This window comes from Bacillus sp. AFS018417 (genome assembly GCF_002560985.1).
Taxonomy (GTDB): domain Bacteria; phylum Bacillota; class Bacilli; order Bacillales; family Bacillaceae_G; genus Bacillus_A; species Bacillus_A rhizoplanae.
The window spans coordinates 66959-73279 of record NZ_NTTM01000036.1 but is presented as its reverse complement, the minus strand read 5'-3'; the positions used below and the strand labels follow the sequence as shown (position 1 = coordinate 73279).

The following is a 6321-nucleotide window of genomic DNA, read 5'->3' as shown; positions in this document are numbered from 1 at the left end:
TTGAACCCAAATTGCGGAAACGTCATACTCGTGTAGTCTTTATACTTTTTCTGTTTTGGATACTTTGCATCTTTACGAAAGAAGTTTTCAAACGCTTTTTTCAGACGTGCAAAAACTTCTTGCAAAGGCTGAGAAGGCATTTCTTTTAGAAAAGGATACGTATTCTTGTCCAATGTAAGTTGTCTTTGCATATCATAACGATTGTAATTTTCTTTATTTTGCTTATATTTCCGTTCTTTGTCTAGCAAGGCAGAATTGTAGGTTTGACGACAATATTGTAGCCAACGGTCTAACACTTCTTTTTGTGCTTCTGTTGGAAAGATTTCATATTTTTGATTCAACAACATTGCCATCACCTCCCATTCGTTTTGCCCTTGTGTTTCGGTATTAATAACTTTGAGATCAAAAGTATTCTTTACTATAATTTCTGTCTCATTTGAGGAAATTCCTTTTTCATTCCTTTGGCTTACGCCAACCAAAATTCATCCCCTCCCTACTCATTGGGTTTCACCCTTCTCATTCCTTGAGGAAGGGGAATTCTTTTGGAAGTATGTTAAAATCAAACAAATGATAAAAGGCAAACGTGACAACATTTTGTCCGTGCGTGTCGACATAATTTCAATCTATTTACATGTCTGTACAATGCTGAACCCCCTCCATCATGACTGCATCTCTTTTCGAATATTAGTAATACTTACTTACAAATTAAAATCTTTAATTTTATTTAATTATAATTTATGAGTATACTTACTGTAATAATATTTCGAATATTCGAAATAGTTATTATTCGAACACTTCCATGTGAGGAAAAGGGGGGAATCATTTAATGAGTTATCATTTAGATGAAAATCTGAAAAAAAGTGCAAGTAATTTCCCAGACAGTATCGCTTATATCTATAGAGATAAAAGTGTTACTTATAAAGAACTAAATCAGCAGGTAAATCGATTGGCTGCTGGTTTGTCTGCCCAAGGAATCGGGAAGGGAGATGGAGTAGCTCTTTTATTAGGGAATAGTCCTGAATTTCTTATTACGTACTACGGCATTTTACGACTAGGTGCATTTGTTGTTCCGATGAATCCTTTGTATACAAAAGAGGAAATCAACTACATTTTAGACGATAGTCAAGTTAAAGCAGTTATTGCTCACGTATCCGTAGAACCAAAGTTGGCAGAATTAAAGGGACAATTGGAACATCTAAAGCTAGTTATTTATACAGAAGCCGAGGAGCAGGAATGGACATGGGAGCATCTGATGGAAACAAGCAATAATGTTTACATAAACCCTTTCATTGATCAAGAAGACCTTGCAGTTATTCTATACACATCAGGAACAACAGGGAAACCAAAGGGTGCGATGTTATCTCATCTTAACTTGGCTTCGAATGCAGATGCCATTTCAGAATTAATTGAACTCCATGATAAAGATTGTGTAGTAGCTGTTCTACCAATGTTTCATGTTTTCTGTATGACTATTTGTCTGAATGCACCAATTGCTTGCGGAGCAACTGTCTTGATTCTACCTAAATTCAGTCCTCTTGATGTGATCAGTACCATTCGAGAAAAAAAGGCAACAGTGTTTGCTGGAGTTCCTACGATGTACAATTTTATCTTGCAATTGCCTGAATCTACTGCGGAAGATTTCTTATCCATTCGCGTGTGTATCTCTGGAGGTGCCTCGATTCCGGTCGAGCTATTACAAAAATTTGAAACCAAGTATGACGTTTCTATCATGGAAGGGTATGGCCTTTCGGAAACTTCTCCTCTCGTTGCTATTAATCCTTTACAGGGAACCCGTAAGCCAGGATCTATCGGTCTAGATATACCAGGCGTCAAAAGCAAAGTTGTCAATGAGGACGGAAAAGAAGTGCCGAGAGGAGAAGTCGGAGAATTAGTAGTTCAAGGGCCAAATGTAATGAATGGATACTTAGGGATGCCAGAAGCTACATCAGCTGCCTTAATAGATGGATGGCTTTACACTGGTGATTTAGCAACAATGGATGAAGAAGGATACATCTACATCGTTGATCGCAAGAAGGACATGATTATTGTTGGTGGATACAATGTATATCCTCGTGAAGTAGAGGAAGTTCTGTATCAACATCCTGCTGTTGTAGAGGCGGCCGTAATCGGAGTTTCCGATGGAGAATACGGAGAAAATGTAAAAGCTTATGTCGTAGTCAATGATGAACAGGTCACCATGAATGACATTATCCGATTCTGTCAGGATAGGCTGGTGAAGTACAAGCTTCCTAGACAAGTGGAATTTTCTAAAGAGTTACCTAAAAACGCAACAGGGAAAATTTTGCGTAGAGAGTTAAGACAATTGATTGAAGTTAAGTAAGAAACTAACTAACCATATTATTGAAGGAGGATTATTTATGTCATCCATTTTAAAGGAAAAAGTTCAAGGACCAGTAGCGTGGAAAGGTATGGATCTAGCTAAAGATGATTCATGGGTTTATTATTTGTCCGAGAAAACGATCGCATCCCTTGAAAGCGCTTTAATTCATGTTAAACAAAAGGGGTTAAAAGCACCTAATTTTAACAAGGAGGACTTCCTGATTCCGGATCTCTCTGACGAAATTGCGTACTTTGTGGAAGAATTAGAGAATGGAAGGGGGTTCCTATTAATTCGTGGATTACCAATGGAAAGGTATACGGATGAAGAAGCGAGCATCATTTATTGGGGTCTCGGACTTCACATGGGCATTCCGGTATCGCAAAACGCAAATGGGGACCTCTTAGGGCACGTCATTGATCAAGGTCTTAGCTTAGAAAATTCAAATGTACGCGGTTATCAAACGAAACTGCATCTTCCTTTTCACGCAGATGGATCTGATGTCGTCGGATTATTAAGCCTTCGAAAAGGGAAATCTGGGGGGTTCAGTAGTATCATAAGTTCAATGGCTGTTTATAATGAAATTCTGGAGAAGTACCCAGAGTATCTTGGAATTCTCTGTCGTCCATTCATCTTTGATCGTCGCGGTGAGGAAGCGCCAGGTGAATCTCCAGTATTTACATCACCAATTTTTAGTTATTATGATGGTAAATTGAGCTGCAGATATGTCCGTACATTTATAGAATCAGCACAAGCGAAAACAGGTATCCATTTGTCAAAAGTCGAAATTGAAGCGTTAGACATACTGGATTCCCTCCTTCATGATGAAAATATGCATTATAATATGATGTTGGAAGAAGGTGATATGCAATTCGTCAATAATTATACAGTTCTTCACTCACGTACACAATACGAAGACTATGAAGAACCGGAACGCAAACGTCATTTATTAAGATTGTGGCTCACGATGCCAAATGGCCGAGAAATTGCAAACGATTTCGCGATGTTTATTGATGAGAAAACAGGTAAAGCGGGTCGCGGTGGTATTCCCGTACGTGGAAAAACAGCTGGTGGTATTGTAGAAAACTTGAAGTAATTGAGCTTAAACCTGAAAGTCTTACCTGTATAAACCGTTTCATAAGAATACCAATTAATTCATGTGATGGGGAGAACCTTTTCAGATTTCAGGAAAAGGTTTTCCTTGATGGCAAAAATAAGGGGGATTTATACGTTGAGCACTCCAAAATATTCTTGGATTATATTATTATTTCTAGTTGCTTCCGGTATGATCAACCAAGTTGATAAAATTGTGATTGGTTTGGTTTCCGTTCCCCTAATGAAAGAGTTGCATTTAAGCCCCTCACAATGGGGATTGGTGGGAAGCTCCTTCTTTTGGTTCTTTACCTTTTCCTCTATTATTCTTGGTGGCATGGCCGATTCTAGAAACACGAAAAAAATGTTAACTTGGATGTCATTTACATGGTTGATTGTTCAATTTGCTACACCTTTTGTTTCCAGTCTGTCTCTGCTAGTGCTTACAAGGATGCTCTTGGGAGCAGGCGAAGGCCCAGCCCCTGCTCTATCAACGGCTATCATGGGAAAATGGTTTCCGAAACATAGACATGGTATAGGCTTTGGTGCTGTTCTGCTAGGAACAACAGGTGGATCAGCGATTGCTTCGCCATTATTAATCTCCTTGATCGATCAATATGGATGGAGATCTGCTTTTATAGCCATGGGGATTGTTGGACTTATTGTGCTCATTTTATGGATCATTTTCGGTAAAGAAAGTCCACAAGAAATCGGGTTGCCTTCATTTCATCAAGAGGAGCAGCATTCATCAACCCTCTCTAAAGTTTCTTGGCGTCAATTTCTTCCGCATCTGTTGTCTAAAAACTTTGTTTTTACCGTATTATGTGGAGGTTGTGCCTATTGGTTATTGTCTGTTCAAGCGATATGGTTTCCAGCATACTTTACCAAAGTTCAACATTTTGATGGTCAAACATTAAAACTAGCTGTGTCGTTACCTTTTCTTTTCGCTGCCATTAGCCAAATTGGATTTTCTATGCTATCAGACCGGATTTATCGCAAAACTGGGGATATTCGTAAAGCACGAATCAATCTTGCCGGTTCCATGATGGTGGTATCTGCTCTTTGTGTATATCTAGCAAATGCTGTGAATTCAAGTGCTATATCCATCCTGTTCTTTACCCTTGCTCCAGGTTTTGCGTATGTCATTCTTTCACTCGCACCCGCAATATTGATGGATTTTTTTTCTCCACAAAACATCGGAAAAGCACAAGGGACATTCATTGCTCTTGCAAGTTCAACAAGTATTATTGCTCCACTCGTATTCGGGTATTTCATCCAATATGCAGCGACTGAGGCAATGGGATATCGTTATGGGTTTGAAATTACTTCATTAGGTATGTTCGTTATCGGATTATTGTTTTGGATCGTTGTACGTCCCGCGAAGCAAAGTCACACAACAATAAAAACAGAGGAGCAAGTGAGTATTTAAAAGACATACAGCAAATAAAGGTATAATTATAACTTCAAAGAAGGATATTTTTAGTTAGTGAATATGCTAAATTGAGAAAAGAAGATTATAACTATGTTGATTGATTATTTGGTCAATGAATCTATTATTTAGTTTTTTGAAAGGGTTAGTTTGTGAGGTTGAATGACGGTATATATTAATACAACTTATTTATAAATTAAAAATAACAATTTTATTTAATTTATAGTTATAAGTATAATAAAGAAAAGAAAATTCAAAATATTCAGTCATAAAACCAACGTAAACGCTATCAACGTTTTAAAAGATAGCGAGAGATCCGGGTCCAAGGGCGATTAAGATGCTTCTCTTTTCTTCATTATTAACGCTAAAAAAATTCAGTCATCTTAAGTTAGAAAATAACCAAATTAATAAAGGAGGATTATTTATGTCAATCATTTTAAAGGGAAAAATTCAAGGACGTTCAGCATGGAAAGGCCTTGAACTAGCTAAAGATGATTCATGGATTTATTATTTGTCCGAAAAAACGATTGCTGCTCTTGATAAGGCATTATTACATGTTCAGCAAAAGGGATTAAAAGCACCAGATTTTAAAAAGGACGATTTCCCGATTCCGGATCTCGCTGACGAAATCAAATACTTTGTCGACGAACTGGAGAATGGGAGAGGGTTTCTATTAATTCGCGGATTGCCAATGGAACGGTATACTGACGAAGAAGCAAGCATCATTTACTGGGGTCTCGGACTTTACTTGGGACTGCCGATCATCCAAAGCAAAACTGGGGATCTCTTAGGGCACATCAAAAACATAGGTAAAGACTTTAATGATAATACAAAAGTAAGAGGGTACCAAACAAATGTGCATCTTGACTATCACACAGATCTTGCTGATGTAGTCGGATTACTATGTCTTCGCAAAGCGAAATCTGGTGGTTTAAGCAGTATCGCTAGTGCAATGTCTATCTATAATGAAATTCTGGAGAAGCACCCAGAGTACCTTGAAATTCTTTTTCGTCCATTCGCCCATGATCTTCGTGGGGAAGAAGCACTAGGTCAATCTCCGGTAGTTCAATCACCAATCTTTAGCTATTACGATGGTAAATTGAGCTGCAGATATATGCGCCAATATGTCGAATCAGCACAAATGAAAACAGGTATCTCTTTGTCGAAAGAGGAAATCGAAGCATTTGATTTTATAGATTCCCTTACTCATGATAAAAACTTTCATATTGATATGATGATGGAACCAGGTGATATGCAATTCGTTAATAATTATGCGGTTTTTCATTCACGTACATTATTTGAAGATTATGAAGAAGATGACCGCAAACGTCATTTATTAAGATTGTGGCTCATGATGCCAAATGGCCGAAAAATTGCCCCGGATTTCGAGTTTTATATTGGAGGAGTACCTGTAAATAGATAAACAGCTAGTGGTAAGTAAAATCATCATTCTTTTTTATAT

At 37.8% G+C, this 6321-nt stretch carries 5 protein-coding genes; 4 read left to right on the top strand and 1 reads right to left on the bottom strand.

All coding sequences use genetic code 11. The features are described from left to right. Positions 1 to 353: helix-turn-helix domain-containing protein (locus CN326_RS15285; RefSeq protein ID WP_141525058.1), on the bottom strand; the 353-nt coding region annotated here is incomplete at its 3' end. A gap of 473 nt (positions 354 to 826) precedes the next feature. Between CN326_RS15285 and CN326_RS15280 the strand changes: the two genes are divergently transcribed. The 4 genes from CN326_RS15280 (at position 827) to CN326_RS15265 (ending at position 6282) form a co-directional block, all read left to right on the top strand. Next, positions 827 to 2341: a long-chain-fatty-acid--CoA ligase gene (locus CN326_RS15280; RefSeq protein WP_098309862.1), complete on the top strand. Its 1515-nt coding sequence runs from the start codon at positions 827 to 829 to the stop codon at positions 2339 to 2341. Positions 2342 to 2378: 37 nt separating this feature from the next. Next, positions 2379 to 3434: a TauD/TfdA family dioxygenase gene (locus tag CN326_RS15275; RefSeq protein WP_098309861.1), complete on the top strand. Its 1056-nt coding sequence runs from the start codon at positions 2379 to 2381 to the stop codon at positions 3432 to 3434. A gap of 135 nt (positions 3435 to 3569) precedes the next feature. Then, the gene (locus CN326_RS15270) at positions 3570 to 4859 is read left to right on the top strand and encodes an MFS transporter (RefSeq protein WP_098309860.1); all 1290 of its coding nucleotides are present in this window, start codon (positions 3570 to 3572) and stop codon (positions 4857 to 4859) included. 424 nt (positions 4860 to 5283) lie between these two features. Then, positions 5284 to 6282 (top strand): TauD/TfdA family dioxygenase, encoded by a 999-nt coding sequence (locus CN326_RS15265; RefSeq protein WP_098309859.1) that lies wholly within the window; start codon positions 5284 to 5286, stop codon positions 6280 to 6282. Positions 6283 to 6321 lie beyond the last annotated feature (39 nt).